This is a genomic window from Burkholderia sp. PvR073 (assembly GCF_054055695.1).
Genome location: NZ_JBSRXO010000002.1, coordinates 346,273 through 373,002 on the forward strand (window position 1 = coordinate 346,273; position 26,730 = coordinate 373,002).

23 protein-coding genes are annotated in these 26,730 nt (G+C 61.6%); all 23 read left to right on the forward strand.

The window, feature by feature from the left end; translation table 11 throughout:
- Positions 1-147: 147 nt before the first annotated feature.
- The 23 genes from ACVK00_RS08705 (at position 148) to ACVK00_RS08815 (ending at position 26,708) form a co-directional block, all read left to right on the forward strand.
- Positions 148-1,749 carry a porin gene (locus ACVK00_RS08705; protein WP_284895423.1) on the forward strand — a complete coding sequence of 534 codons (1,602 nt, stop codon included), beginning with the start codon at positions 148-150 and terminating at the stop codon, positions 1,747-1,749.
- Between the two features lie 23 nt (positions 1,750-1,772).
- Positions 1,773-3,833, forward strand: a complete 2,061-nt coding sequence (locus tag ACVK00_RS08710) for a glycoside hydrolase family 3 protein (protein ID WP_284895422.1) — start codon at positions 1,773-1,775, stop codon at positions 3,831-3,833.
- Between the two features lie 447 nt (positions 3,834-4,280).
- Positions 4,281-5,186, forward strand: coding sequence for a transcriptional regulator GcvA (gene gcvA / locus ACVK00_RS08715; protein ID WP_284895421.1), 906 nt, complete (start codon positions 4,281-4,283; stop codon positions 5,184-5,186).
- A gap of 271 nt (positions 5,187-5,457) precedes the next feature.
- On the forward strand, positions 5,458-7,956 hold the full coding sequence (locus ACVK00_RS08720; RefSeq protein ID WP_284895420.1) for a CoA transferase: 2,499 nt from the start codon (positions 5,458-5,460) through the stop codon (positions 7,954-7,956).
- Between the two features lie 180 nt (positions 7,957-8,136).
- A complete protein-coding gene (locus ACVK00_RS08725; RefSeq protein WP_284895419.1) occupies positions 8,137-9,231 on the forward strand; it encodes an ABC transporter ATP-binding protein in 1,095 nt (364 codons plus the stop codon).
- Positions 9,232-9,265: 34 nt separating this feature from the next.
- Positions 9,266-10,303 (forward strand): polyamine ABC transporter substrate-binding protein, encoded by a 1,038-nt coding sequence (locus ACVK00_RS08730; protein WP_284895418.1) that lies wholly within the window; start codon positions 9,266-9,268, stop codon positions 10,301-10,303.
- Between the two features lie 17 nt (positions 10,304-10,320).
- Positions 10,321-11,583: an ABC transporter permease gene (locus tag ACVK00_RS08735; protein ID WP_284895417.1), complete on the forward strand. Its 1,263-nt coding sequence runs from the start codon at positions 10,321-10,323 to the stop codon at positions 11,581-11,583.
- A gap of 4 nt (positions 11,584-11,587) precedes the next feature.
- On the forward strand, positions 11,588-12,427 hold the full coding sequence (locus ACVK00_RS08740; RefSeq protein WP_284895416.1) for an ABC transporter permease: 840 nt from the start codon (positions 11,588-11,590) through the stop codon (positions 12,425-12,427).
- A gap of 93 nt (positions 12,428-12,520) precedes the next feature.
- On the forward strand, positions 12,521-14,224 hold the full coding sequence (locus ACVK00_RS08745; protein WP_284895415.1) for a GMC family oxidoreductase: 1,704 nt from the start codon (positions 12,521-12,523) through the stop codon (positions 14,222-14,224).
- Between the two features lie 211 nt (positions 14,225-14,435).
- Positions 14,436-14,780, forward strand: coding sequence for a DMT family transporter (locus ACVK00_RS08750; RefSeq protein WP_011659278.1), 345 nt, complete (start codon positions 14,436-14,438; stop codon positions 14,778-14,780).
- Positions 14,781-15,273: 493 nt separating this feature from the next.
- Positions 15,274-15,969, forward strand: a complete 696-nt coding sequence (locus tag ACVK00_RS08755) for a hypothetical protein (protein WP_284895414.1) — start codon at positions 15,274-15,276, stop codon at positions 15,967-15,969.
- Complete coding sequence (locus ACVK00_RS08760; protein ID WP_284895413.1) at positions 15,920-16,498, forward strand: Lrp/AsnC family transcriptional regulator; 579 nt, start codon at positions 15,920-15,922, stop codon at positions 16,496-16,498. Before ACVK00_RS08755 ends, ACVK00_RS08760 begins: the two co-directional genes overlap by 50 nt.
- Positions 16,499-16,649: 151 nt before the next feature.
- Complete coding sequence (locus tag ACVK00_RS08765; RefSeq protein WP_354123269.1) at positions 16,650-17,729, forward strand: homoserine dehydrogenase; 1,080 nt, start codon at positions 16,650-16,652, stop codon at positions 17,727-17,729.
- Positions 17,726-19,156 carry an aldehyde dehydrogenase family protein gene (locus ACVK00_RS08770; RefSeq protein WP_284895411.1) on the forward strand — a complete coding sequence of 477 codons (1,431 nt, stop codon included), beginning with the start codon at positions 17,726-17,728 and terminating at the stop codon, positions 19,154-19,156. Before ACVK00_RS08765 ends, ACVK00_RS08770 begins: the two co-directional genes overlap by 4 nt.
- 80 nt (positions 19,157-19,236) lie before the next feature.
- The gene (locus tag ACVK00_RS08775) at positions 19,237-20,034 is read left to right on the forward strand and encodes an ABC transporter ATP-binding protein (protein ID WP_011659273.1); all 798 of its coding nucleotides are present in this window, start codon (positions 19,237-19,239) and stop codon (positions 20,032-20,034) included.
- A 31-nt stretch (positions 20,035-20,065) separates the two neighbouring features.
- A complete protein-coding gene (locus tag ACVK00_RS08780; RefSeq protein ID WP_284895410.1) occupies positions 20,066-20,845 on the forward strand; it encodes a transporter substrate-binding domain-containing protein in 780 nt (259 codons plus the stop codon).
- 72 nt (positions 20,846-20,917) lie between these two features.
- Positions 20,918-21,595, forward strand: a complete 678-nt coding sequence (locus ACVK00_RS08785; RefSeq protein WP_284895409.1) for an ABC transporter permease — start codon at positions 20,918-20,920, stop codon at positions 21,593-21,595.
- A 13-nt stretch (positions 21,596-21,608) separates the two neighbouring features.
- Positions 21,609-22,304, forward strand: coding sequence for an ABC transporter permease (locus ACVK00_RS08790; protein ID WP_284895408.1), 696 nt, complete (start codon positions 21,609-21,611; stop codon positions 22,302-22,304).
- Between the two features lie 44 nt (positions 22,305-22,348).
- Complete coding sequence (locus tag ACVK00_RS08795) at positions 22,349-23,518, forward strand: trans-sulfuration enzyme family protein (RefSeq protein WP_011659269.1); 1,170 nt, start codon at positions 22,349-22,351, stop codon at positions 23,516-23,518.
- Between the two features lie 103 nt (positions 23,519-23,621).
- Positions 23,622-24,551, forward strand: a complete 930-nt coding sequence (locus ACVK00_RS08800) for a homocysteine S-methyltransferase family protein (protein WP_126225770.1) — start codon at positions 23,622-23,624, stop codon at positions 24,549-24,551.
- A complete protein-coding gene (locus ACVK00_RS08805; RefSeq protein WP_011659267.1) occupies positions 24,548-24,985 on the forward strand; it encodes an Lrp/AsnC family transcriptional regulator in 438 nt (145 codons plus the stop codon). The genes ACVK00_RS08800 and ACVK00_RS08805 overlap by 4 nt, the downstream gene beginning before the upstream one ends.
- A gap of 31 nt (positions 24,986-25,016) precedes the next feature.
- Complete coding sequence (locus tag ACVK00_RS08810; protein ID WP_284895407.1) at positions 25,017-25,376, forward strand: hypothetical protein; 360 nt, start codon at positions 25,017-25,019, stop codon at positions 25,374-25,376.
- A 42-nt stretch (positions 25,377-25,418) separates the two neighbouring features.
- Complete coding sequence (locus tag ACVK00_RS08815; protein ID WP_284895406.1) at positions 25,419-26,708, forward strand: NAD(P)/FAD-dependent oxidoreductase; 1,290 nt, start codon at positions 25,419-25,421, stop codon at positions 26,706-26,708.
- Positions 26,709-26,730: the final 22 nt, after the last annotated feature.

Consider the following 26,730-nt stretch of genomic DNA (forward strand, 5'->3'; position numbering starts at 1 on the left):
TTTTTCTCTGGCGTAAAGCTTCTATAGGAAGGGGGATAGCAGTTTGGAGACTTCAAAGATAGAAGCAAGCGTTTGCTAATTTTATATTTAGTAATACTGACTTTAATTGCATTCATATTTAATTAAATAACGACGTGGGCGGAGATCATGAGTGAGCAGAAAAGAAGTCGTCGTTCGAGGATAGGAACCGACAATCTGATTCCGGTGGGCGCGATAGCGCTGAGTATTGCGACTGGACCCGCGTGGGCTGGTGGCAACGAGGAATTGATGGAACTTGTCCGGAAGCAAAATGCGCAAATCGAACAATTACAGGCGGAAATGCGCGATCTACGCATGCAGGTTAACCAGCAAATGCCCGCATCGCGTTCCGCATTGACCGATTCGATGACGTCGACGAGTACTGACTCCCCTGAATCCGGGAACTCGTCGCGCAAGGCCGAAGCCATCGCGCGTCGCAAAGCCGATACGGCTCCAGGATCGGAGGCCGCTAGCGTGACACCGTCGGGCGCACTCGACACGATCGCGCCTCCGGCACTCTATTCAGGCATGATCCCGGATTTGACACTCGGCCGCGTAGTCACGCGGTTGCGCGGTGATGTTGTTGTCGAGGGGGGATACGTAAGCCAGGCTAACGACTCTCATCTCAACTCGAGTGCGGTACGGGAGCGCTTCAGATTTATCGTCAACCCTGAAGTGCAGGCTAACGGCGGATTCAGTTATGGCGGTCTCGTTCGTTACGTTGTCGCGAAGGGCGATCAGAGCGTCAACGCACCAGACCGCACGTTTCTATACGCGCGAGGACCCTATGGTGATTTCAGCGCTGGCGTTCGCAATGGCTATGGCGACGAGAGCTACTTTCCGTTCGCGCTTGATTACTTGCCTACCGGCCGCTTCGACACTGCGCTCGGCTTCATGGTTCCCAACGGCGGCACTACAGGAGGAGCACAAGGCGTAGATGCGATCAATGGCCGGTACCAGGGTGCGGACATCGGCGGCGGTGTAATGGGGGCACTGATGGGTACGAGCGTCGTTTGGCCGGCGCTTGCGGTTGACAACAATGCGAGCAAAGTGATGTACATGTCGCCCCGCTTCGCCGGGTTCCGCTTCGGCTTCGATTGGACGCCCCGGAACGACGCGTACGACATTAGTACCAATCGGCTCAATTACACGACGTCTACCGCGCTCACCGGGACTGGTTATGACGCAGTTTTCCGCAATCTGATTGAAGTCGGTTTCGACTACGATCAGAAATTCGGTGACGTGAGACTGTTGGGCGACTTCGTTTATATGACTGGCAAGTCCGTTCCCACGGCGACGACCGTGGGCGGCACGTTCTACGATCTCAGGGCCTATCAGGCCGCATTCCGCGTCGAGTACGGCGGCTTTGCAATCGGACCGTCCGTGCTCTATCTGGGCAAGAGCGCCCAGCAAAAGCATGGCACGGCAAGCTCCCCGATCTATAACGCAAATACCTACAACTATTCGCTCGAAGCTCAGTACCGCTTTGGTCGGTGGGTCGTAGGCGGCGCATATCGCTACGGACAGGACCCGGGACAAATGACACTCCCCGGTGCACGGACGTTGCGCGTGTACGAACTGGGTGCGGCATACACGCTGTGGAAAGGCATGCAGTTGCAGATGACATATGACCATTTTGTTGCGCACAGCGACAAGGCAACGACCGCGACGTCCGGCAGCCCGAGCGATCATGGTGACGTTATCACTGCACGTGCCGTCTTCCGCTTCTAACTGAACTTGATCTACTTACACAGGTGATCTATATCACCTGTGCGCAGATCGCGTTGGCTCTTAAGGACTCGAACGTGCATATTCCTAACATTCGTTTTCCAGCAAGGTTCGTCGTGTGCGCGTGCGCAATCGCAGCGGCCGCTTGCACGACGCCTCCGAGCGGTTCAACGAGGCAGCCTTTCATAGGCGCTCGCTCCGATTCACTGATTCATGTGGACGGCCTGGTCTTCAAAGATCTCGCACATGACGGAGTTTTGCATCCGTACGAAGACTGGAGACTAAGTGCCGAGACGCGCGCACGCGATCTGACCGCGCGGATGACACTTGAGGAAAAGGCCGGGACCATGATGCACGGTACCGCTCCATCACTGGGTCACGCTCCGGTTCCAGGTGCCGGGGATCATTGGGATTTCGATCGACTCGGAAACCTGATTGAACGCTCACATGTCAATTCTTTCATCACGCGCCTGAGCGGGAATCCCGCTGATCTCGCGAGGGAGTACAACGAGGCGCAGGCGATCGCCGAACATTCGCGCCTTGGTATTCCGCTTACGATCAGTTCGGACCCGCGTAATGGATTCGACTACCAGGCTGGGGCAAGCGTCGCAGCGGGTCGCTTCTCTCAGTGGCCCGATCCCCCAGGCTTTGCCGCGATCGGCGACGCTGGCCTGGTGCGACAGTTTGCGGATATCGCTCGGCAGGAGTACGGCGCTATCGGAATTCGCATGGCGCTGTCTCCCCAGGCGGACCTCGCGACCGAGCCGCGGTGGGGACGTATCAAGGGTACCTTCGGCGAGGATCCAGAAATGGCCCGGCGGCTGGTCAATGCGTACATTCTTGGCTTCCAGGGTGCTCACGGCATCGACGATACGAGCGTTGCGACAGTCGTCAAGCACTGGGTTGGCTATGGCGCATCTGTGAACGGCTACGACGGGCACAATCACTATGGTCGCTTCACCGATCTGTCGACTGAAACGCTCGAAAGCCACTTGACGCCATTCAAAGGCGCGTTTGACGCGGGAGTCGCTGCGGTGATGCCAACGTACAGCATGCCTCCAAAAGATCTGAATGTCCGCGGAGTAGAGGGTCCGCTGGAACAAGTCGGTGCCGGTTTTAGCCGACAGATGCTGACTGAGCTGCTCCGCGGTCGTTTTGGATTCGGCGGCATCATCCTGACCGATTGGGGAATCGTCGACGACTGCGACGAGGTTTGCCTGCATGGAGCCGCTCCAGGCAAAAAGGCCACGCCAGCCGACATCGCGATGCCGTGGGGCGTTGAGAATCTGCCGAAAGCCGAGCGCTTTTTGAAGGCGCTGAATGCGGGTGTCAATCAGTTCGGCGGAATCGACGACCCGACGCCGATCGTTGAGCTTGTGAAGTCAGGACGACTGTCCGAAACTCGTCTGGATGCCTCGGTGACTCGAATTCTGGAGCTGAAATTCAAGCTTGGGCTTTTCGAGAATCCCTACATCGATCCGGAGCGGGCTTCGAGAGTGGTGGGCAATGCCGCCTTTGCGGAAAAAGCAAAGGAGACTCAGGCTCGTTCGCTCGTACTGCTCGAGAACAAGGGAAATTTTTTGCCCTTGCATCCGTCTGCACAGCGAGTGTTCCTGTATCACGTGGACGCTGACGCCGCTCGCCGAGCCGGCTTTAAACCGGTGGACAAGCTAGAAGACGCCGATCTGGCGATCTTGCGCGTGACGACGCCATTCGAGCGCCCGCATGCCAACTATTTCTTCGGCGCACGCTACAACGAAGGCGATCTCGCGTTTGGCGAAAGCAATCCCGACTATGCCGCCATTGAAGCGGTAAGCCGACGTGTGCCGACAATCGTGACGGTCTACCTCGATCGCCCAGCGATTCTTACCAACGTACGCTCTAAAGCGACCGCTCTGATCGGTAACTTTGGAGTCAGTGACGCTGCGTTGTTCGACGTTCTCACGGGAAAGCTTAGCCCCGCAGGCAAATTGCCTTTCGAACTGCCCTCGTCAATGACCGAGGTGGCGCGTCAGCGCCCAGACGTGCCGCACGACACGGCACATCCTCTTTATCCGATTGGCTTTGGTCTTGTCTATGAGAGATAGTCGTTGTGATCAGCCCCGGTTTTAGTCCGAACTGCGGTTGGAGTCCGAGGTTAAAAATGCGCGGCCCCGGTTTTCAGTGCCAAGGGCAATGTTAGTCTTCGGCGTTCTGTTGGTCCGTCAGTTGGGTCTGTAGGCCCAACTGACGGACGTATTCGTCGCTCGTCGCGGCCGTGCCGGGCGCTGCCTGCTTTCGCGCACATCCGGTGCGCGAGTAGCACCGAGTTCATCAGCGACATTTTTTCGGTGGAATCCTCCTCGTCTTTGTCTGAGGCATGATTGCCATACGTTATGGATTGCCGACCCCTCATATGATGTCGCGTTGGCGAGTAACTTGTCGTTGTCTCTCGACATCCGCCGCGGCGCCCAGCGCCCGATTCTGATCGCATCGGTGCAATAGAATGCCGGTATTCTCGTTTGCCCACCCGATCTATTGCAACGATTCGCACGATGAAACGACTTCCACCGCTCAATTGGCTACGTGCATTCGAATCGTCAGCCCGGCACCTGAGTTTCACGCACGCGGCGACCGAGTTGAATCTGACCCAGGCCGCAATCAGCCAGCAGGTGAAAGGACTTGAATCCCAGCTCGGTACGGCGTTATTCAAGCGCCTGCCGCGCGGCATCGAGTTGACCGAGGCCGGACTCGCCTACCTGCCAGTCGTGCATGAAGCGATAGAGCGGCTTGCTGCCGCCACCGACGAGATTTTTGGGCAAGGGCATCTGAAGGTGCTGACGGTGCGAGTGAGTCTGGTGTTTTTCACGCATTGGCTCGCATGGCGCATACCGGACTTTCGCAAGCGGTATCCGAACGTCAATCTACGCATTACGAGCAATATCTGGGGAGGCGATAGCAGCGTCACTGATGTCGAAGCCGATCTGGAGATCCGCTATGGGCACGGGAAATGGACGGGGCTGCGTGCTGAGCGACTGACCTGGGACACGCTGCTGCCAGTCTGTGCTCCCGGGTTGCTGTCTCCCAAAGCGCCTCTTTCGGTGCCGAAGGACCTCGCGCATTACGAACTGCTCCATGTGCTCGGCTACGAGGAAGGCTGGGGATACTGGCTCAAAAAGGCGGGTGCATCGAAGGTCGATTCGTCGAAGGGGATGCAATTCGACACGCTGATTTCGGCCCTGAAGGCGGCTGAACTCGGTCAGGGCGTTGCACTTGCGCGGTCGTCTCTAGTCGAGCACATGCTGATCTCCGGCCAGTTGATCGCGCCACTGAAACCACGCCTTCCAACCAGCGAGGCGTTCTACCTCGTCTATTCCCCGCACAACATCGTTAACCCTCATGCGGCTGCGTTCGTTGAATGGCTCAGTGCACAGGTTAAGGGGGCCCACGCGAGATTCTGATCTCGCATGTGGTTTGCGTATGCGAGTCGGCTTGCCGGGATGCGATCTCTGACCGGCCCATCATTTGCTCGAGTCATAAAAAAAACGTACCCATCCTCGTTTTTTTTATTGCTTTACCCACCACGGCTTCTCACCGAAAGTTGCTTCCATCCCGTTTGACCGTCATCCAACCGCGACTCGACGCGGCCGGCCGGCGGTGACGGGGGATTGTCCACAACACGATGATCGACGGTCGCGCGATGCGGCCAGTCTGGAGGCGACTCGGCGGATTATGGGAAAGAGCAATCAATTGCCGTTCAGCGGTGTGAAAGTCATCGATTTCGGCCAGTACATTGCGGGGCCAGCCGTAGCGATGATCCTCGCGGATCTTGGTGCGACCGTCATTCACGTCGATCCTCCAGCCGGGCCGCTTTGGGATAGCCCGGCCAATGCGGTGCTCAACCGCGGCAAGCATTGCCTGCGGCTCGACCTGAAGACCGACAAAGGCTTGGAAGAAGCCAAAGATCTGATTCGGCGCGCGGACGTTGTCATCGAGAACTTTCGGCCGGGCGTGATGGCGCGGCTGGGTCTTGATTTCGCGAAGTTGCGTGAAGCACGCCCGCAACTGATCACGCTCTCGATGCCAGGCTTTGCCAGCAACGACCAGTTACGTCGCGAATGGCGCGCGTTCGAGCCGATCATCGCGTCCGCTTCGGGCGTATTTACGGACATGGGGCAGAACCGCGTGCTGATGGGCATCAATCCGAGTTTCTCGCCTTTGCCGCTCGCGTCCGCCTACGGCACCATGCTGGCCGTCTCGGCTGTCGCGCTTGCGTTGCAGGCGCGGCAGCGCACAGGCATGGGAGATGAAATCGAGGTCCCTCTGGCATCGGCTGTGATGGAGGGGCTCTCCTACAACTCGATCGATATCGAGAACTACCCCGAGCGATACAAGACCCTGCGCGAAAAGGAAATCGAGCGGCGGCGCTCCAACAATCTACCGATGGATCTGTCGTACGAAGCGCTGCAGGAATATCTGGATCCGTTCTACCGGACCTATGAGTGTGCCGATGGCCGCAAGTTTTATGCAGTGTGCCCGTCACATCGCTCGCACGCACGCCGCTGCCTGCAGGCGATGGGGCTGTACGAGGAAATGCTGGAGGCAGGCTTGCCGCAGATCGACGATCCGTACCTGCCGATTTCCGAATGGGAAGGGAACGCGTCGCTAGGGGTCTATCCGTTACCCGAGCAGTGGGCGAAGCGGATTTCCGCGCGTATGAAGGAAGTTTTTCGTACGAAAACAGCAGCCGAGTGGGAAAAGATTTTCGGCGAAGGAGGTTTCCCTGGAGCGGCACACCGGACCACGCGGGAGTGGCTGCATGACGACCACGCGAATACTGCCGGCCTGGTCGTGAATGTCGACGATCTCGAATATGGTGTGATGAAGCAGCCGGGGCCGGTCACATGGCTTGAAGACTGCGCCGAATCCATGCTCTCGCCGGTGTCCCGCCATCCGGTGACCTTCCGGGATGCGTTAGCCATTCTGGATGAGCAGGAGCGTACCGAGCTGCCTGCTCCGTCGGGGACGCCCACACAGGGGTGGCTCGACGGGGTGCGTGTGCTCGACCTGACGAACGTGATCGCCGGGCCCCATTCGGCGTCGTTTCTCGGCCGGTTTGGTGCCGATGTCATCAAACTCGACCCCGTCGTGCCGAATTATGATCCGTGGAATACCGTGGTCTTCGGGATGTCGTCGGCGCGTGGGAAGCGGAGCGTGCTCGTCGATCTGAACCATCCGGATGGACGCGAGGTGTTCGCTCGACTCGCGCGGTCTGTCGATGTGATCGTCATGAATGCCCCGGATCGTCAGCTTGAGCCGCTGGGGCTGGACGAGGCAAGCCTGCGTTCCATCAATCCCGGCGTGATCTTCTGCCAGCTCGACTGCTTCGGCGGTCCACGACGCGGGCCGCGGACCGACTACCTTGGCTACGACGATCTGATCCAGGCGTGCACCGGAATCATGGTGCGATTCGGTGGCGGCATGGAGACGCCGGAGGAGCATGCGCATGTCGGAACGATCGACGTCATGTGTGGATTCGCGGCTGCACTGGGTGTGGCTGCCGCGCTTTACCGCAAGGCGAAAACAGGCGAGGTCGGCCGCGCGAGAACTTCCTTGTCGGCGCTTGGCAATCTGGTGCAGATCCCGTTCTCGTATGACTATGCGAATCGCCCGCCGTTCGACGAGCCGTCCGGCCGCGAGGTGATCGGCTATGGCGCGATGTCCCGATTCTTCCGGGCCGCGGACGACTGGATCTATGTGGACACCGGCGAGAATGAGCTGGACAAACTGGATCGAGTAGAAGGTCTAGGCGGAATCGCAGCCGCCAAGGATCCGGCTGCATTCCTCGCCTCCGCGCTGGGTACCGCACCCGCCGAAACCTGGCAGACCCGGTTGCAGGCCGCCAACATCGCGGCGGCGGTGCCTGACAACATCGTCAACCTCCGCCGGCACAACAGTCGGCCCTGCGACGATCGCCCAGGTATCGACAACGGCAGCTATTCGTTCAGCGTCTATGCGAACCATCCTAGCGGTCGATGCGTCACGCAGCTCGATCCTTTCGCGATTCGTCCGCGCCATGCCCGGATTCACGCATTGGCACCGGCCGAAAAATTCGGCGCATCGACGTACGCCGTCCTGCGCGAGTTCGGATACAACGATGCCGAGATCGAGATACTGATTGCCCGACATGCGGTCGGCGATAGCTGGTCCGAAGAGTATTTGCCCAGCTAGTTGCATGTCGTCGTCGAGTCGCGCGACCAGTCGAGCATTTCCGCATGAAGCGCGGTGCAAAACGAACGTCGCGGCGACGAGAGAGTCGTGCCGGCGCTTCGCCGGATGAGTCAACGCGACACACAGCCGACGTGCGCAAGGCTACGGCGGAATGTGAATATTCTTACATTGGAGACAGCCATGCACGATCCGACCCAGGCTCTTGTGAGCTTTCGTCACGTCAAAAAAACTTACGACGGCGAGACGCTAGTCGTCAAGGATCTCAATCTTGAAATCCAAAAGGGCGAATTCCTGACTTTACTCGGCCCATCCGGCTCAGGAAAGACGACCTGTCTGATGATGCTCGCAGGATTCGAGTATCCAACCGATGGCGAGATCTGGCTTGATGGCCAGTTGCTGAATCGGATCCCGCCACATAAACGCAATATCGGGATGGTGTTCCAGAACTACGCGCTCTTTCCACATCTAACTGTCGCGCAGAATCTGGAATACCCGCTCAAGGTTCGGAAAATGCCGCCCGCTGAACGAGAGGCAAGGGTCAAGCGAGCGCTCGACATGGTCGGCATGGGTCAGCTGAGCAAACGGATGCCCAGCCAGCTGTCCGGCGGTCAGCAGCAGCGCGTTGCGCTGGCACGAGCACTCGTATTCAACCCTCGGCTCGTGCTGATGGACGAACCGCTCGGTGCGCTCGACAAACAATTGCGCGAACACATGCAGCTCGAACTGAAGGCGCTTCACGAGGAGCTCGGGCTGACTTTCGTCTACGTCACGCATGACCAGAGTGAAGCACTCACGATGTCCGATCGTGTTGCCGTGTTCGACCAGGGCGTGATTCAGCAGCTCGATACCGTGGATCGCTTGTACGAATCACCGACGAATCTCTTCGTCGCGAATTTCATCGGCGATAACAATCGGATGAGCGGCACGGTCGTTGCAAGGAACGGTGACCGTTGCCAGCTTCGGCTCGCAGATGGGACGACGGTGAACGCACTGAATGTGGCTTCCGTTGACGTCGGCAACCAGGCGACGGCGGTTATTCGACCGGAACGGCTCTCCGTCGAATCGAAGTTTACGACCCACGAGGGAAATGTCATCGACACCGAAACGCTCGACGCAATTTATTTCGGCGACCACGTCCGACTGCGTTGCCGTGGCCCGGGGCAAGCCGAGTGTTTCGTCAAGGTTCCCCTCGAACACGATTGGCGGTCGCATGTTCGTCAGGGAAACAGGATTGCGCTGTCGTTCCGTGAGGACCACCTGAAGATCTTGAGCTGACTTTCTAGTTTTTATCACTCAGTAGGAGGAGACAATGAAATCGAATTCGAAAACGATTTGCGCCGCGTTGTTCGCGTCACTGTCGATGGCAGCTTTCGCCGATGGTCTCACGACCGTCAACTATGGTGGCGCGGCCGGTAATGCCCAAAAGGCGGCGTGGGTGGACCCGTTCGCGAGGGAAAGCGGCATAGCGACGAACGCCATCCAGTACACGGGTGACATGGCCAAGGTCAAAGCGATGGTCGAAGCCAGAAATGTCACCTGGGATGTCTTGGAGGTGGAAGCGGCGGACGTCGGTCGCGGATGCCAGGATGGTCTCTTCGAGAAACTCGACTGGCCCAAGATCGCCAACAAGAGCGACCTGATGGCCGGAGCTGCCACACCTTGCGCGGCCGGCACGTTCGTGTGGTCGACCGTGCTCGCATACAACCCCGCGCTGACCAAGGGTGCGCCGCAAGGCTGGAAGGATTTCTGGGACGTCAAGAAATTTCCGGGAAAGCGGGGATTGAAGAAGGAGGCTCGTTATAACCTGGAGTTCGCGCTGATGGCTGACGGGGTGGCGCCGAAGGACGTCTACGCGGTGCTCGGCACGTCTGCGGGTGTCGAACGCGCGTTCAAGAAGATGGACGAACTCAAGCCCTACATCCAGTGGTGGGAGGCTGGCGCGCAGCCGCCACAATTCCTGATTGCGGGTGACGTCGCGATGTCGACCGCATATAACGGTCGCATCGACGCGGCAGTGCGTGAAGGAAACAAGAATCTCGGTATAGCGTGGGATCAGAGTATTTACGAACTCGATTTCTTCGTCATTCCGAAGGGCTCGAAGAACAGGGAAGCGGCCGAAAAATACATCTCGTATGTGCTCAAGCCCCAGGCACAAGTCGCGTTCGCGCAGAAGATTCCGTATGGTCCGACCAACAAGGCAGCGCTGAAAATGCTCGATGCGGCGACACAGGCAGCGCTTCCCAATTCAGCGAAGAATGGCAAAACCGCCATTCCCAACAGTGTCGAGTTCTGGACGGACCACGGCGACGCACTGGAGCAGCGCTTTACGGCTTGGGCCGCGAAGTAACGACCGGGGGAAGAAGCATGAGCACCATAACTTCTCGGCAACAGAGTTGGAATACACGCCAGCTTAAGCGGTCACTGCGAGCCGTTCAGTTTCGAAAGGAGGTCGTGGCGTTAGGACTGGTGGCGCCCCTCGTTCTGTTCATCCTGCTTGTGTTCGTGATGCCGGTCGCATCGATGATTTCTCGATCGGTCCAAAGTCCCGAGGTGGTCGATGCATTGCCGAAGACGACCTCGGCATTGCGCCACTGGGATGGCAAGTCACCCGTTCCTGCCGAGGCTTACCGTGCGCTGGTCCTTGACGTGGAGAGCAACGGTGGCGACAACGATACCGGTACCGCGGCCGGCCGGCTGAACGGGCTGAAGGATGGATTCCGGTCGTTGTTTTACAAGACGACCAGTGCGCTTCCTTTCACCGATGACGATGCGGCGATATCTGCGCAGGATATGCAAAAGCGCCTGATCGAAGTCGACCCACGCTGGGCCGATACGAGCTACTGGCAGGCGATCGCCAGCGTATCGTCCCGTTACACGAGCCAGTATCTCCTTGCCACGATCGACTATCGTGAGGACTCGGGCGGCCGCATCGTGCCGGTCGAGAACGGCGCGTCCGCATACCGCGCGGTGTTCATGCGGACCTTCGTGATCAGCGGGCTTGTGACGCTTGCGGCGCTGGTGCTGGGTTATCCGCTCGCTTACTGGATCTCGATTCTGCCGGCTCGAAAGGCGAATCTCGTCATGATCCTGGTGCTTCTGCCGTTCTGGACATCGATTCTCGTGCGGATCTCGGCGTGGATCGTCATTCTCCAGGGGGCGGGCCTCGTCAACAAGGCGTTAATGGCGCTGCAGGTGATTTCGACGCCCCTGTCGCTCCTGTTCAACCGGACGGGGGTGTTGATCGCGATGACGCATATCTTGCTGCCATTCATGATCCTGCCGCTCTACAGCGTGATGAAGTCGATTCCTTCGAGTTACACGAAAGCGGCAATTTCCCTCGGCAGTCATCCTTTCGGGGCATTCTGGAAAGTTTACGTGCCGCAGACGCTTCCCGGTGTCGGCGCGGGCGGGTTGCTGGTATTCATTACCTCGCTGGGCTACTACATCACCCCGGCGCTGCTCGGTGGCGCCGGCGACCAGATGGTCAGTTACTACATCGCTTATTTCACTAACGTGGCCCTGAACTGGGGGATGGCCTGCGCGCTCGGTGCAGTCCTTCTCCTGGTGACGCTGGTGCTCTTCGCGCTCTATCGAAGGATCGTCGGTTCGGAAATCAAGGTGGCCTAGCATCATGAAAACTCACGTGCAGCGTTTCGCACCCTACATGTCGACGCAGGAAATCGTATGGCATTACGCACTGCGATCGGCAAACGTCGTAGTGCTACTGTTTTTGATTTTGCCGATCCTGGCGATCATTCCGCTTTCGTTCAACGAGAACTCATTTCTCGTCTATCCGATACACGGATTCTCGTTCAGGTGGTATCACAATCTGTTCACGTCCACGGACTGGGCGCGCGCCGGCGCAAACAGCTTCATCGTGACGCCGATCGCGACGATCGTTGCGACCGTCCTCGGAACGCTGGCGGCATTGGGATTGAACAAGGCGTCGTTCAGGGGCAAGGGTTTGCTGGTCGCCATCCTGATCTCGCCGATGATCGTCCCGGTCATCGTCACCGGTGTCGGGATGTACCTGCTGTTTGCACGATGGGGATTGGCCGGAACGTATACCGGCCTGATATTCGGGCATACGGTGATCGCCGCGCCGTTCGTCGTGGTCACGGTCAATGCGACGCTTGCCGGCTTCAACCAGAACTATGTGCGAGCCAGCCTGAGCCTGGGGGCATCGCCGGTGCGAACATTTTTTGCCGTTACGTTGCCGATCATTGCGCCAGGGGTGATTTCCGGCGCGCTGTTTGCGTTCGCTACGTCGCTGGACGACGTCGTGATCACGATGTTCATCGCCGGTCCGACGCAGGGAACGCTTCCGCTTCAGATGTTCATCGGGATTCGCGAAAACATTACGCCCACGGTCGCTGCGCTCGCGTCCATTTTCATCGTCTTCTCAAGTCTGCTGCTGATCACCATGGAATGGCTGCGTTCCCGATCCGTCGCGAGGCAGGCGTCGACCTGACGTCGTCTGCACTGGCGATTATCGGATCTGCCTTGGTAGAGGCAAATGTCCGGAACGACGCGCAGACGTTATGCACACAATCCAGGAGGCAAGATGTCGGCAGGAGAGATCAACGAAGCCCGCGCGACGCGATCGGTTGGCGAGTTCGACTATATCGTGGTCGGAGCGGGTACGGCTGGCTGCGCGGTCGCGAATCGCTTGAGCGAGGACGACGACGTATCCGTGCTGCTGATCGAGGCGGGTGGGAAGGATAACTACCACTGGATTCACATTCCGGTGGGGTACCTCTATTGCATCGGAAACCCACGGACCGACTGGCGTTACAAAACCCGTGACGAGGCGGGACTGAACGGCAGGGCGCTGTCCTATCCGAGAGGCCGGGTTCTGGGTGGATGCTCGTCGATCAACGGCATGATCTATATGCGAGGTCAGCGTGAGGATTACGACGAATGGGCGCGAGTGACGGGCGATTCGTCCTGGCAATGGGACTCGGTGGTCGAAACGTTCAAGAAGAGCGAGGACTATCACGGCGGTGCAAGTGATGTTCATGGTGCAGGCGGCCCGTGGCGCGTAGAAAAGCAGCGGCTGAAATGGGACATTCTCGAAACGTTCGCGCAAGCCGCCGAACAGACCGGCATACCCGCAACGGACGATTTCAATCGAGGCGACAACACCGGCGTCGGATATTTCGACGTCAATCAGAAGCACGGCATTCGCTGGAATGCGTCGAAAGGTTATCTTCGGCCAGTATCGAAGCGGGGGAACCTGACGATTCTGACGAACGCGCAGACCCGTCGACTCCTGTTCGACAACAAGCGCTGCGCCGGAATCGAGTTTCGACTCGGCGACGAACCGCGCATTGCCGAGGCAAAGCGCGAAGTGATCCTGTGTGCCGGCGCCGTCAATTCTCCGCAATTGCTCGAATTGTCGGGAATCGGGAGTGCCGAGCGTCTGGCGAAGCTCGGAATCGAGGTGGTGCAAGATCTGTGCGGTGTCGGCGAGAATCTGCAGGATCATCTGCAATTGCGCATGGCCTTCAAGGTAGAAGGTGTGCGGACCCTGAACACACTCAGTGCTCACTGGTGGGGCAAACTGATGATCGGCCTCGAATATGGGCTGTTCAGAAGCGGGCCGATGGCGATGGCACCGTCGCAGCTCGGCGTGTTTGCGAAGTCGGACCCGAACGATAAGACGCTGACGCGCCCCGACGTTCAGTACCACGTGCAGCCGCTGTCGCTCGAACGGTTCGGCGAACCGCTGCATCCGTTCGACGCGTTTACAGCGTCCGTTTGTCAATTGCGGCCGTCGTCGCGCGGTAGCGTGCACATCACGTCGAATGATCCGCTGATGGCGCCGAGTATTGCACCCAACTATCTGTCCACGGAGGAAGACCGCCACGTCGCGGCCAACGCGCTGCGGCTGACCCGGCGCATGGTTGCGGCACCCGCGCTCGAGCGGTTTCGCCCGCGGGAGATACTGCCCGGCATTCAATTCCAGACTGAGGAGGAGTTGCAGTATGCGGCCGGCAACGTCGGAACAACCATCTTTCATCCGGTTGGAACCTGCCGGATGGGTAGGGCGGACGATCCGGGCTCGGTCGTCGATTCCAGGCTTCGCGTGCGTGGCGTGAGCGGCTTGCGGGTTGTCGATGCGTCGGTCATGCCAACGATCACATCCGGCAACACTAATTCGCCGACCCTGATGATCGCGGAGCGCGCTAGCGAGATGATTCGTGCAGATCGAAAGCGGGAAGGCCGGTTGGCGGAGACAATTCGCGGTGGAGTATTGTCGACATGAAGAATAGGTACTGGCGTTGAGAAAATAACTTTCTCACTCCGGAGCCCCCGTAGTCCGTGGCATTTGAGTTGAAGCCCGTTGGCGCGTTCGGCGTCAAGTGAAAAATAACATCCACGACTGGTCAGTCAGCCGCTTTCTTCGATCCTGATGTCCATGAGAGGAAATACTTTGATAGCCTCTGTCGACCACATCCAACCTGAAGGTGAGACCCATGTTTGTCGCCTCCAGTCCGCTTGTTGCCTGGTCGATCGTTGTGGCTTCCGGTGTATTGGAAGTCGTCTTCTCCGTGACGATGAAGCTCTCCGACAGCTACACAAAAGTACTGCCCGGCGGGATATCGATCGTGGCAGCCGTACTGAGCGTGTGGCTAATGAGTCTCACATTGACAGTCCTCCCGCTGGGAGACGCTTACGCTGTCTGGGCAGGAATTGGTGCAGCGGGAACGGCGTTGGTCGGCATCGTCTGGTTTCATGAGCCCGCCGTCCTCGGGCGGCTGGTCTGCATGGCTCTCGTCGTCGTGGGCATCGTGGGTTTGCAACTGCAGGAAGGCGTCTAGCTCGGCGTATCGACGTAGATCAACGGAATAACGCGTCAATTCATTGCCGACACGCGTGTTCGATGGATCGCCTGCGGTGGGTTCGAGTCATCGGCCCCCTGGGCGGGCCCGTCTCCTTCATGATCGCGGGCTTCGTCGGCGATTCGATGTTCAAGCGATCACCGTGCTCGTCGGGGTGGCGTCGTGGTGTGAACCCCCGTGGCCGATAGCAGATTCGCCTCGAGACATCGAGCATCCGCGGAGCGTGTTGGCCTGTAACCGCGATGCTGTCGTCTTCCCGCCCGCACCCGTCACCGGACCTGCCGGGAACCTGGATGGATGCAAAACATCCAGGCGTCTGATTTTTTCGACGATTTACGTCGAAATGCCTGGCTGTTGAGATTTTTTTGGTCGCATCCGCGCGATATTATTTCTTCAACCGCCAACATCGTCAGTCGATCCACGAAGTGCGCCAGGATCCCTACGACGCGCCCCGCAAGCACGAGAGAGTTGTATGCCGGACACGCCAATCGCCATCGTTGAACACGCCCGCAGGCGAACCGCTCAAGTCCGGGCCGGCGACGCCCCCGCCGCCTTGCAGGATGGTCCCAAGTGGGTGTGCAGGATCGTCCCGGACAGGATCGTCCCGGATCACGCACAGAGGTCCCGCGCAGGGCACCGATCCGCTGCAAGTGCGGCTGAAATGCTCGGCCGACTGAAGCCTGCGAACGTCGTGTTGACGGACCCTGTCCCGAGCGCCGGCGGCTGGCTGGCGCGTTCTTCGTCCGACGGGGTCGGCCGGTGTCGCGCCTATGCGCATCTCGGCGCGGACCGGATCCTCGAGATGGTCGGAATGCCGGGCGTCGGCCCCTGGCTCGACGAGCACGACACCTGGTGGCCCGGCGCGTACGAACTGCCGCTGCTCGAGCAATTGTCCGAGAACGAGTCGCCCCTGCGCGACATGCTTGGCACGACTGCCCGCGCCCATCTGTTGATGAGCCTGACCGAAGTCGACGGCACCGCACTCGTGACCGAATCGGACGATGGCATCGAGCGTCCGTTCCGTATTCCTGCGGGTGTGGATACGATCCATTTCGCACCCGTGTGTATCTGCGGGCCGGTCGCGCAGTGGCGCGAAACGCTCGTCACCGCGTTCGACCGTGTCCGGCATCTGGTCGGGCTCAGATCGGCCCGGCCTTTCTATCTTTGACGCAAGCCCCCGTTCTCCGGCAGACCACGCCATGACCGATGCACTCGACTCCTTCGACCGCAAGATCCTGAATATCGTCCAGCGCGACTGCACCGCGACTGCGGATGCCATTGCCGAACGGATCGGTCTGTCCACGTCGGCCGTGCAAAAGCGGCTGAAGCGCATGCGCACCGAAAAGATCATTTCGGCGGAAATCGCGGTGGTCGATCGCGCGGCGGTCGGCAGGCCGATGACGTTCATTGCGGCAATCGAGATCGAACGCGAAAACTACGAGACAGTCGCCAGGTTCCGCGAGTGGTCGAAGGCGCATGACGAAATCCAGCAGATCTACTACGTGACCGGCTCCGCCGACCTGATCGCAATCATCACCGCACACGACGTGGAGGCCTACGACCGGCTGTCCGCGCGGATCATGCAGAGCAACCCGATGATTCGCCGCATCAACACGAACGTCGTGCTGAGCGCGGTCAAGGTCGGGCTGTTCGTACCGGTCGACAAGGACGGCGACGACGAACCGCCGACCACCTGACGTACTTGTCTCGCGCGGGAACTGGCGATCCGCCCGTCCCGCGTGACAAACCGCAACGGGTGACTACCTGAATCGGGCGAAACGACTAATTTGAAAATCAATTCGCATAACTAACCTGTGCCATGTAGTCAATGAACAGGAGATGATCAAGATGGAACTCAAACTGGCGTTGGTCGGTTTCGGCGGAGTCAATCAGGGACTGGTCGAACTGCTCAAGAAGAAGCGTGCGATGCTGGGTGCGGTGGGACTCGACGTATCGGTGACGATGGTCGCCGACCTGCGGCTCGGGATTGCGACGAATCCTCGCGGTATCGCGCTGGACGTCCTCGACGAAACCGCGCGGCGGGGCGTCGACGCGGAAGCGCTACGTCGCGATCCCGGCACGCTGGTGTCGCCGGACGTCGGCCTCGGTGCGGTGCTGAAGGCCATCGCGTCGGAACACGTGGATGTCGTCATCGAGGCGACCTTCACTGACCCGAACACGGGTGAGCCCGCGCTGTCGCATTGCCGTACCGCGCTCGAATGCGGCAAGCACGTGATCACGACCAACAAGGGGCCGATCGCGCTCGCGCAGCCGGCACTGGAGCGGATCGCCGCGCAATCGGGTGCTTGCGTGATGTACGAGGGCACGGTGATGAGCGGCACGCCGGTGCTGCGGCAACTCGCGACCTCGCTGCGCGGCTGCGACATCAACAGCTTCGCCGGCATCCTGAACGGCACATCGAATTACGTGCTCGGTGAGGTCGAGGCCGGCGCGAGCTTCGATGCGGCGATCCGCGATGCGCAGCAGCGCGGCTATGCGGAGGCGAACCCGGCGGCCGACGTCAACGGTTCGGACGTACAGCTGAAGGTCGTCATTCTGGCGAACGCGCTGTGGAATGCCGGCCTCAAGCGGGGCGATGTGACGTGCCGCGGCATCGTCGAACTGACCGAGCACGACGTGCGCGCAGCGGTGGCGGAGCGCATGTCCTGGCGGCTGATCGGTTCTGCCGTCCGCCATCCGGACGGCACCGTCACCGCGAGCGTCGAACCGCGCAAGCTGCCTGCCGGCCATCCGCTGCTTGCCGCGAGCGGCGCGACGAACGCGATCACGTTCGACACCGACGTGCTCGGCGGGGTGACGATCAGCGGGCCCGGTGCGGGGCGCGAGGAAACGGCGTTTGCGATCCTCTCCGATCTTATCGAACTCGCGGACAGGATTGGTGCAGCCTCGCACGAGGTGGCCGCATGAGCGCGCGCGATGCGGTGATGACCGAGTGTACGGGAGCCGGCGTAGCCGAGGTTCGGTCGCCGTATGACGGCACGATCGTCGGCCGGGTTCGTCTGTCGCGCGCCGACGCGGCGCCGGCCCTCGTCGAGCGCGCGCTCGATGGCGCGCGTGCAGCCGCAGCCATGCCACGCAGCCAGCGGGCCGACATCCTGTCTCGCGCAGCCGCGCGCGTGGAGGCACAAGCGGAGACCTTTGCACGCACGATCGCGCTCGAAGCGGGCAAGCCGCTGCGGCAGGCCCGCAAGGAAGTCGCGCGCTGCGTGAACACGCTGCGCCTGTCGGGCGAGGAAGCGAAACGACTCAACGGCGAGACGATCCCGTTCGACGGGTATCCCGGCTCCGAGGATCGCAGCGGCTACTACACGCTGGAGCCGCTGGGCGTGATTCTCGCGATCACACCGTTCAACGACCCGCTGAACCTCGTCGCACACAAGCTCGGACCGGCGATCGCGACCGGCAATGCGGTCATCCTGAAGCCCTCGTTGCTCGCGCCGCTGTCCGCACAGGCGCTCGTCGAGGTGCTGTGGGAAGCCGGTGCGCCGCGCGCTGCGCTGCAGATCGTGCACGGCGGCGCGGATATCGCGTCCGCTCTGGTGCGCGACCGGCGGATCCGGATGGTGACCTTTACGGGCGGCCCGCAGACCGGCGAAGCCATCACGCGCGAAGCGGGACTCAAGAAGGTCGCGATGGACCTGGGCGGAAATGCGCCGGTGATCGTCATGGCCGATTGCGACCTGCAGGATGCCGCCGAAGCCTGCGTGTCCGGCGCGTTCTGGGCGGCGGGACAGAACTGCATCGGCACGCAGCGGATCTTCGTCGCCGAAGCCGCGTACGAGCCGTTCGTCCGGTATTTCGTCGAACTGACCGGCAGGATGGTCGTCGGCGATCCACTGGACGACGCGACCGACATAGGGCCGATGATCGGCGAGGAACAGGCGATCCGTATCGAACGCTGGGTCGACGAAGCCGTGTCGTGTGGCGCGACAGTACTGACCGGCCATCGGCGGCGCGGGGCACTATACGAACCGACGGTGCTCGCGGATGTGCCGCACGACGCGCGCGTATGGACCGACGAGGTATTCGCGCCGGTCGTGACGATCGAGAAATTCGCCGACCTGCAGCAGGCGTTCGACGCGGCCAACGCGTCGGAGAGCTGCCTGCATGCAGGCGTGTTCACCGGCAGCCTGGAGGTGGCGCTCGGCGCGGCCGAGCGCCTGCAGGCGGGCGGCGTGATGATCAACGATTCGTCCGATTACCGCTTCGACGGCATGCCGTTCGGCGGATTCAAGCATGGGTCGCTGGGCCGCGAAGGCGTTCGGTTCGCGATGACGGAAATGACGCAGCCGAAGGTGGTCTGCTTCAGGCGCAACCGGCGGCTGTCGAGCTGATGCGCAAGCGCGGGCCCCTCGCGGGCCGGCGCGGCGCGAACCGGAGCGGTGTGAGCAACGTATCGAAGAAGGAGTCGAGGATGCCAGCAGCAATTCCTGCATGCAAACCGGCGGCTGACGCGCTGGTGGTCGAGGATATTCACAAGTCGTTTGGCGGTGTCGAGGTGCTGAAGGGCATCTCGTTGACCGCGAGGAATCACGAGGTTGTGTCGATCCTCGGCAGCAGCGGGTCGGGCAAAAGTACGTTCCTCAGGTGCATCAACTTGCTGGAAATGCCCGACCGTGGCCGGATCTGCGTGAATGGCGAAACGCTGGCGCTGAAACAGGCGGGCCGCGACGGCGCGCTCGTCGCGGCCGACGCGCGGCAGGTGATGCGCGTGCGCCGCAAGCTGGCGATGGTGTTCCAGCAGTTCAATCTCTGGGCACACATGACCGTGCTGCAGAACGTGATGTTCGTGCCGGTGCGCGTGCTCGGTGTGCCGAAGCGCGACGCCCGCGACAAGGCGATTGCGATGCTCGAACGCGTCGGGCTCGCCGGCAAGTGCGAACACTATCCGAACCAGCTGTCGGGCGGCCAGCAGCAGCGCGTTGCGATTGCACGAGCGCTCGCGACCGACCCCGACGTGATGCTGTTCGACGAGCCGACGTCGGCACTCGATCCGGAGCTCGTCGGCGAAGTATTGAAAGTGATGCGCTCGCTGGCCGACGAGGGACGCACGATGCTCGTTGTCACGCACGAGATGGGGTTCGCGCGCGAAGTCGCGAACCGCGTCGTGTTCGTCCACCAGGGACGAATCGAGGAAGACGGCAGTCCCGATGAGGTGTTCGCGAGCCAGAAATCGCCGCGTTTCCAGAAGTTTCTGTCCAGCATCATTTGATGCGGATTCAATGTCAACCGGAGAGGAAACCATGAAAAAGCTGCTTCAGTCGCTGTGCGTGGGCGCGGCATTGCTCGGATCGGTCGCGCATGCCGAGCAGGTCGTGCGGGTCGGCACGCTCGCCGATTACGCGCCGTTCGAATACAAGGATGCATCCGGCAAGCTGCAGGGTATGGAGATCGACATCGGCAAGAAGATGTGCGACACGATGAAGGTCAAGTGCCAGTGGGTGACGATGGATTTCGACGCGCTGATTCCGGCACTCAAGGCGAAGCAGATCGATGCGGTGCTCGCGCAAATGTCGAAGACGCGGGAGCGTGAGCAGTCGGTGGACTTCACGCGCATTTTCACGACGGCACCCGTGCAGCTCGTCGCGAAGCAGGGCTCGGGCATCACGGACAACGCCGCCACGCTGCGTGGCAAGACGATCGGCGTTCAGACGGCATCGACGCACGAATCCTATCTGCGCCGCCGCCTGCCGGCGAGCAAGTCGGGAATCAACGTGAAGGTCTATCAGACGCTCGACGAAGCCTGGCTCGATCTCGAGGCCGGACGCGTCGATGCGGTGTTTGCCGACAACACGGTCGCGTACGACTGGCTGACGAAGGCCGGCAGGAAGGAAGGCTTCGACTTCGTCGGCAAGCCGATCGCCGATGCGGAGATCTTCGGCGACGGTACGGCGATCGCGGTACGCAAGGGCGACGCGCCGCTGAAGGCACTGTTCGACAAGGGCATCGCGCAGGCGCAGGCGGATGGCACGTTCGCCGCAGCCAACAAGCGCTATTTCCCATTCAGCATCGCGCCGCAATAACTGCGCATCGGTACCGCGCGGGCGCCGGACGGCGGCCTGCGCGATCCGGGTCTTACACGGAGCGATATTACGATGGATATCCTGGTGAACTACGGCGCGCAGATCGCGGCTGGCGCGCTCGTCACGCTGGAGCTTGCAGTCGCCGCGCTGTGCGTCGGCATGCTGCTCGGCATCGCCGGTGCATCGGCAAAACTGTCGAGCCTGGGGTGGCTCAGACATGCGACCTATGCGTTGACCAATTTCCTGCGCGGCATTCCCGAGTTCCTGATCCTGTTGATCTGCTACTTCGGGCTGTCGCATCTGCTCAACGCGCAATTCGATGGCGCCCTTGTCATCAGCCCGTTCTCCGCCGGCGTGATCGCGCTTGCCGTGGTGTTCGGCGCCTACTCGTCGGAGATGTTCCGCGGCGCGTTCATCGCGGTGCCGGCCGGACAGATCGAGGCCGCGCGCGCGTACGGGATGACGCGCCTGCAGACACTGTGGTACGTGCGCCTTCCGCAGGCGTGGCGCATCTGCCTGCCGAGCCTGAACAACATGTGGCAGAACTTGCTGAAGGACACGTCGCTGGTGTCGATCGTCGGACTCGAGGACATGTTGCGCAAGGCCAACATCGCCGCGCAGTTCACCAAGCAGCCATTCGTCTTCTACGTGACGGTCGGAATCGTCTATTTCGGCTTTCTCGCCGCATCAAACCCCGTGTTCGCGTGGCTCGAGCGCATCGCGGGCCGCGGTTACGCAAGACGCACCTGAGGAGGGCCATGTGATGAACGACTTTCTTTCCCTCATCGTGCAGTCCGGCCCGGACGTCGCGCGCGGCATAGGGATCACGCTCGAACTGCTGGTGCTGTCATGCGCCCTTGCGTTCGTGCTCGCGGTGCCGCTGGCGGTCGCGCGCACGTCGGCATGCCGGTGGCTGTCGACACCGACCCGCCTGTTCATGTCGGTGTTTCGCGGCACGCCGCTGCTGGTGCAGATTTTCGTGCTGTATTACGGGCTCGCGCAGTTCGCGATCGTGCGTGCGTCGCCTCTGTGGCTGCTGGTCGGCGGATCGTTCTCGTGTGCGTTGTGCGCGCTGACGCTCAATCTCGCGGCCTACATGGCGGAAGACATCCGCGGCGGGATCGCCGGCGTTCCCGCCGGCGAGAAGGAGGCTGCGCTCGCGTTCGGGATGAGCCGCTTCATGCTCACCTGGTTCGTGATCGTGCCGCGCGCGATCGGCATCGTCGCACCGACGCTCGGCAACGAGATCGTGCTGCAGCTGAAGTCGACCGCGCTGGCCAGCACGATTACCGTGCTCGACCTGACCGGTGTCGCGCGACGCATCTCGATCGAAACCTATACGACCGACGCGCTGATGCTGGCCGGCATCGTGTACGTCGGTATCACGGCTGTGCTTTCGACCGTGCTCAAACGCGTCGAAGGCCTGCTGAATCGCCATCTGGGCAGCGTGCGTGCTTGACGGGCGCCGCATGAATGCGACACAACGAACGATCCGAGGACGACATGGGATACAAGCTTGAAACGCTGGCTCTCGCTGCGGACCGCGACGTGACCGACGAGAAGTCGGTCGCGCCGGCGATCCACTATTCGGCGGTATTCAAGGCAGCCGGCAGCGAGGAATTCGCGGAGATGTCGAGCGTGGCGCAGCATCCGCGCAACTACACCCGCTACGGCAATCCGGTTCACGAGCGCGTGAAGGCGATCATGGCGGAGCTCGAGGGCACCGAGACCGCGCTCGTTACGGCATCCGGAATGGGCGCGATCGCAACCGCGATCCTCAGTGTCGTGAAGGCCGGCGATCACGTCGTCGGCCAGACCCGTCATTACATGAGCACCACGAAGATGCTCGACGACATGCTGCGCCGGTTCGGCGTCGAGGTGACGTTCGTCGACCAGACCGACGTGGCCGCGTTCGATCGCGCGATCCGGCCGAACACACGGCTGATCGTGCTCGAGTCGCCGGTCAATCCGCTGCTGCTCGTGACCGACATCGGGGCGGTGACTGAAATCGCAAGAGCCCGCGGCATCCTGACGCTCGCGGACAACACGTTCGCGTCGCCGGTCAACCAGCAGCCGCACCGGCTCGGTGTCGACATCGTCGTGCATAGCGCGACCAAGTATCTCGGCGGCCATCATGACCTGACGGGCGGCGTGATCTGCACGAGCCGCGTACTCGCCGAGCAGATCTGGCATACGCACATCACGCTTGGCTCGGTGCTGTCGCCGATGGACGCGTGGCTGCTGCTGCGAGGGCTGCGCACGCTGCCGATGCGCGTCGAGCGGATCAATGCGAACGCTCAGGCGCTCGCCGAATTCCTGGAAGCTCACGCGAAGATCGAGCGCGTGTTCTATCCGGGCCTGCGCAGCCATCCCCAGCATGGGCTCGCATGCCGGCAGATGCGCGGTTTCGGCGGCGTGGTGGCGTTCGGCGTGCGCGGAGGCTATGGCGAAGCGCAACGCTTTGTCGAGGCGCTGCGCTTGCCGATGAATGCAGGCAATCTCGGCGGCGTCGATTCGCTCGCGATCCACACGGCGTCCATGTGGGCGGGCACGATGTCGGCGGAGCAAATGCGTGCAGCCGACATTCCGCTCAATTTCATCCGCTATTCGGTCGGCATCGAGCACATCGACGATCTGAAATGCGATATCGCGCAGGCGCTGGAGCAGATCTGACTCGGATCGGCGCTTACGCATCGATGGATGCCGTGTGCGTTGCGCCGACTTTTGAATCGATTCGGGCACTTGATGCACGGATTGCAACCATGGAGCACAGACTATGCATGACATCACAGTACTCGACGGCGGCATGGGGCGCGAACTGGCGCGGATCGGAGCGCCGTTCAGGCAGCCGGAGTGGTCGGCGCTCGCGCTGATGGAAGCGCCGCATTACGTCGGTCTCGCACACGACGCGTTCGTTGCGGCGGGCGCCGATGTGATCACCGCGAACAGCTATGCGGTCGTACCGTTCCATATCGGCGAGGAGCGGTTCCGTCGTGACGGCGTCGCGCTCGCGTCCCTTGCCGGGCAACTCGCGCGGCAAGCGGCGGACCGTGCGGGGCGGCCCGTGCGCGTCGCCGGATCGCTTCCGCCGACGGGCGGCTCCTACCGACCCGACCTGTTCGATGCGGCGCGCGCCGATGCCATCTTGGCGACACTCGTCGATGGGCTCGATTCCTACGTCGACTTGTGGCTGGCCGAGACGCAGAGCCTGACCGACGAAATCGGCGCGGTCAGGCGAGCGCTCGGTGACAATCCGAAACCGCTGTGGGTCTCGTTCACGCTGCGCGACGACGTCGAGCCAGGCGCCACGCCGGTACTGCGATCGGGGCAGGCGCTCAACGAAGCGATCGACGCTGCCGTGTCCGCGGGCGCAACTGCGCTGCTGTTCAACTGCAGCCAGCCGGAGTCGATGGGTGCGGCGATCGAGATGGTGCAGCGCACGCTCGCGCAAATGGGAACGCCGCTCGCGGTCGGCGCCTATGCGAACGCGTTTCCGCCTCAGCGCGCCGATGCGCGCGCTAACGAGGAACTCCACGGTTTGCGCGGCGACATCGATCCACCCGGCTATGCAAGATGGGCGGAGCAGTGGCTTGCGCTGGGCGCGCAGATCGTCGGTGGGTGCTGCGGAATCGGTCCCGGCCACATCGCGGCATTGCGCGACGCGGTCGATGCACGCGGCGCCCTGCACCCCGGGTTCGGGGAATGAAGATCGACAGCCTGGACCAGAAGATCATCGACGCGTTGTCCGCGGATGCGCGGGTTCCGCTCGCGGTGCTGGCCGACAGGATCGGTTTGTCCAGGCAGGCGGTTCGAAACCGGATCGACCGGCTCGAAGCGCTGAACATCATTGCAGGCTATACGGTGCGACTCGCATTGCCCGACGATGTCGTGCCGGTGCGCGCCGTCATGCTCGTTTACCGCAAGGATCGGATGCGGGGCGCGGACGTGCTTGCCGCACTCGAGCGGATCGCCGAGGTGCGCGATTGCGCGGTGCTCAGCGGCGAGGTCGATTTGCTGGTGCAGATAGAGGCGCCCACGCACGAGCGCATCAGCGATATCTGGGCGACGATCAGTGCGATGGACGGTGTGCAAAATATGACGACCAGCTTCGTGCTTGATTCAATCGTTCACAAGCGGTGAATCAACCGGCGCAATGGGGAAGGGAAGGTCGTTGCCCGATCTTACAGCCGCGACCGGCCCGAGAAACAAGCTACAGGAGCTGGTGTACGAGTGCACCGATGCCCTGGACGCTTACAGCAGATTTTTGGGACGGAATCCTGATGCCGAAGGCGCGTTGGAAAGCGCGCTTTTGCTCCCGGTTGAGCTTTGGCAGGATAGCGCGCGGCGCGAACTCGATACGCTCGTCACGACAGTCGCTAAAGGATATGGAACAGGCAAGTTGCATCATCTCTGCATATTGTTGGATAGCGCCGAGATTGCCTTAAAAGCGCGCAACTTTAGTTCGTCGGGCTGTATTGCCAGTTCGCCTCGCCGCGCAATCCCCCTTGCCTCCGTGAAATTGCCGTGCTAATTTTTCATGAAATTAACCGGCGAAAATTTCACGGGAGTCCGCATGTTCGTGCAGTCCGACCGTCACGTCGCAAGCTACTACGCCGGCACCTACCCGGCGCCGATCCCGCTGCGTCCCGAACTGGACGAACGCATCGACGCCGACGTGCTGGTCGTCGGCGCGGGCTTCAGCGGGCTGCACACGGCGTTGCGCCTCGCGCTCGCGGGCAAGCGCGTGGTCGTGCTCGAAGCGAGCCGCGTCGCGTGGGCAGCATCGGGCCGCAACGGCGGTCAGGCATTGCTCGGCTGGTCGTGCGACATGCAGCCGCTCGAGGACTCGCTCGGCCGCGATGGCGCGCGCGTGCTGTGGGACAGCATGCGCTGGGCCGCGGCCGAAGTGCGCGAACTGCCCGCACGTCACGGCTTCGACATCGACTACCGGCCCGGCAGCCTGTGGGCCGCGCTGCGCCCGCGGCGCGTCGCGATGCTCGCGCAGGCCCGCGATGAAGCGGCACAGCGCTGGGGCTACGACCGGCTGCGCGTGATCGGGCAGGACGAGATGCCCGAGTGGATCGGCAGCGCGCGCTATCTCGCCGCGCTTTACGATCCCGAGGCCGGCCATCTGAATCCGCTGAAGCTCGCGCTCGGTCTCGCGCAGACGATCGAACGGGCCGGCGGCCGCATCTTCGAGCAAAGCCGCGTGCTCGATTATCGCGAGACGGCCGGCGGCCACGTTGCTCGCACCGCGCACGGCGAAGTGCGCGCGGACGTGCTCGTGCTCGCGTGCAACGCGTACGTCGACCGGCTCGATTCGGAGCTGTCGCGCCGGCTGCTGCCGGTCGGCACCTATCAGGTCGCGACCGCGCCGCTCGCGCCGGACGTCGCACGCTCGCTGCTGCCGCGTAACAGTTGCGTGATCGACAACCAGTTCGTGCCCGACTACTTTCGCCTGAGCCCCGACAACCGCCTGCTGTTCGGCGGCGGCTGCACGTATCTCGGCGGTATACCTGCCGACATCGCGGCGGCGACGCGCCCGCACCTCGAACGCGTGTTTCCGCAACTGAGCGGCGTGCCGCTCGACTACGCGTGGGGCGGCCATATCGATATCAGCATGCGACGCACGCCGGACATCGGCCGCCGCGGCCAGCGCTTCTGGCTACAGGGCTTCTCGGGACACGGCGTGCTGCCGACGCTCGCCGGTGCCCGCGCGGTCGCCGATGCCGTGCTCGGCGACGATCGCCTGCTCGCGCAGTACCAGCGCATCCGCAACCCGCGCTTTCCCGGCGGCGACCGCCTCGCCGCGCCGCTGGAAGCGCTCGGCAAGGTTTGGTACCGTCTGCGCGATACCGTCTGACACCGTCTGACGCACCGAAATC

What these genes read in the sequence shown, in the direction of transcription:
- ACVK00_RS08705 (WP_284895423.1), top strand. Translation starts at nt 148, where the DNA reads ATGAGTGAGCAGAAAAGAAGTCGTCGTTCGAGGATAGGAACCGACAAT.
- gcvA (WP_284895421.1), top strand. Translation starts at nt 4,281, where the DNA reads ATGAAACGACTTCCACCGCTCAATTGGCTACGTGCATTCGAATCGTCA.
- ACVK00_RS08720 (WP_284895420.1), top strand. Translation starts at nt 5,458, where the DNA reads ATGGGAAAGAGCAATCAATTGCCGTTCAGCGGTGTGAAAGTCATCGAT.
- ACVK00_RS08725 (WP_284895419.1), top strand. Translation starts at nt 8,137, where the DNA reads ATGCACGATCCGACCCAGGCTCTTGTGAGCTTTCGTCACGTCAAAAAA.
- ACVK00_RS08730 (WP_284895418.1), top strand. Translation starts at nt 9,266, where the DNA reads ATGAAATCGAATTCGAAAACGATTTGCGCCGCGTTGTTCGCGTCACTG.
- ACVK00_RS08735 (WP_284895417.1), top strand. Translation starts at nt 10,321, where the DNA reads ATGAGCACCATAACTTCTCGGCAACAGAGTTGGAATACACGCCAGCTT.
- ACVK00_RS08740 (WP_284895416.1), top strand. Translation starts at nt 11,588, where the DNA reads ATGAAAACTCACGTGCAGCGTTTCGCACCCTACATGTCGACGCAGGAA.
- ACVK00_RS08745 (WP_284895415.1), top strand. Translation starts at nt 12,521, where the DNA reads ATGTCGGCAGGAGAGATCAACGAAGCCCGCGCGACGCGATCGGTTGGC.
- ACVK00_RS08750 (WP_011659278.1), top strand. Translation starts at nt 14,436, where the DNA reads ATGTTTGTCGCCTCCAGTCCGCTTGTTGCCTGGTCGATCGTTGTGGCT.
- ACVK00_RS08755 (WP_284895414.1), top strand. Translation starts at nt 15,274, where the DNA reads ATGCCGGACACGCCAATCGCCATCGTTGAACACGCCCGCAGGCGAACC.
- ACVK00_RS08765 (WP_354123269.1), top strand. Translation starts at nt 16,650, where the DNA reads ATGGAACTCAAACTGGCGTTGGTCGGTTTCGGCGGAGTCAATCAGGGA.
- ACVK00_RS08770 (WP_284895411.1), top strand. Translation starts at nt 17,726, where the DNA reads ATGAGCGCGCGCGATGCGGTGATGACCGAGTGTACGGGAGCCGGCGTA.
- ACVK00_RS08775 (WP_011659273.1), top strand. Translation starts at nt 19,237, where the DNA reads ATGCCAGCAGCAATTCCTGCATGCAAACCGGCGGCTGACGCGCTGGTG.
- ACVK00_RS08780 (WP_284895410.1), top strand. Translation starts at nt 20,066, where the DNA reads ATGAAAAAGCTGCTTCAGTCGCTGTGCGTGGGCGCGGCATTGCTCGGA.
- ACVK00_RS08785 (WP_284895409.1), top strand. Translation starts at nt 20,918, where the DNA reads ATGGATATCCTGGTGAACTACGGCGCGCAGATCGCGGCTGGCGCGCTC.
- ACVK00_RS08790 (WP_284895408.1), top strand. Translation starts at nt 21,609, where the DNA reads ATGAACGACTTTCTTTCCCTCATCGTGCAGTCCGGCCCGGACGTCGCG.
- ACVK00_RS08795 (WP_011659269.1), top strand. Translation starts at nt 22,349, where the DNA reads ATGGGATACAAGCTTGAAACGCTGGCTCTCGCTGCGGACCGCGACGTG.
- ACVK00_RS08800 (WP_126225770.1), top strand. Translation starts at nt 23,622, where the DNA reads ATGCATGACATCACAGTACTCGACGGCGGCATGGGGCGCGAACTGGCG.
- ACVK00_RS08805 (WP_011659267.1), top strand. Translation starts at nt 24,548, where the DNA reads ATGAAGATCGACAGCCTGGACCAGAAGATCATCGACGCGTTGTCCGCG.
- ACVK00_RS08815 (WP_284895406.1), top strand. Translation starts at nt 25,419, where the DNA reads ATGTTCGTGCAGTCCGACCGTCACGTCGCAAGCTACTACGCCGGCACC.